Annotated in this window: 1 protein-coding gene; it reads right to left on the bottom strand. The window is 38.3% G+C overall.

Translation table 11 applies throughout. The features are described from left to right. Positions 1-797: IS110 family transposase (locus IC621_RS26260; protein WP_191162982.1), on the bottom strand; the 797-nt coding region annotated here is incomplete at its 3' end. Positions 798-1052 lie beyond the last annotated feature (255 nt).

Below are 1052 nucleotides of genomic sequence, written 5' to 3'. Positions count from 1 at the left end.
AAAGCATCTATCTCGTCATCAAGCGTGGATAGATGTTTTTTGTATTCAAGAAGCATATTAATATACATGTTCAAACTTAAAGAAAGGCTATGATATAAGGCTTTCTGAAATGGGTTTTGAGCTGCGGCAGCCATTAGTTTTTCTGCCTGACTGTTTGCCCATTGTTGTGAGCGACTTTTACAGAACTCTTTTATTTTGTTAGCGATGGTTTCTTCGCTTGCTTCCAAGACTTCTTCTGAAGTAGGAAATGCTTGTAAAGTCAGTAAAGAAACATCCGAATATAAGGCTCCAAAAACTCCACAGTATTCAGGAAATACTTGATCCAGAACTGACTGAAATTGCAGTTTGGTTTGTACAAACATGCCTGTAATATTTTCGTGTTGTCTTGTAAGATTACGAAGGTTTAAAAGTTGGATTCCTCGTTGTTTGTAAGGCTCTAAGTCCTCTTTATAATACAACTCGCAGAGGTGATGAGCGTCAATAATATCAGTCTTTACCTTACGTAAACTAGAACTCTTAGCTCGATATGATATAAGAGGGTTCACGATAATCAACAAGTACCCTCTGTCCTCGAAATATTGCACAATAGGTGTGTGATAATGTCCAGTTGATTCTAATACTATGGGAGGTCGTCCTCCTGATATATCTTCTACTTCTCTAATAAAATATAGAAGACTACTTAACCCTTCAAGAGTATGTGCTACTTTGAAGCTCTTTTTGTACGGCTGCTTTTTATCCAAGAATGCTTGAACCTGACTTTCACCTTTTGCCACATCCAGACCTATGACTGGATTCATCATTTATCCCCTCCTAAGAATCTATTAACCGGTACCCCCTATTCCTCCATGTAGTATCATAGCTTCGCTTGTTATACGAGATCATTGTCCCAACCAGCCTCAATCATGTTTCTACAAGTAGGGGGTGAACTGTTTAACGGACGGGATCAAGTCCCAAGGGCCATTACGTTCTACCCCGGCTACGGTTATCATAAATCGATATAAAAAATGGTCAACAAGAAATATTTTCATTTCTAGTTGACCTTATAATACGAA

Origin of the sequence: Metabacillus arenae (genome assembly GCF_014773385.1) — a bacterium.
GTDB classification, from domain to species: domain Bacteria; phylum Bacillota; class Bacilli; order Bacillales; family Bacillaceae; genus Metabacillus_D; species Metabacillus_D arenae.
The sequence above is the reverse complement of the archived record's forward strand: the minus strand, read 5'-3'. Positions and strand labels throughout refer to the sequence as shown.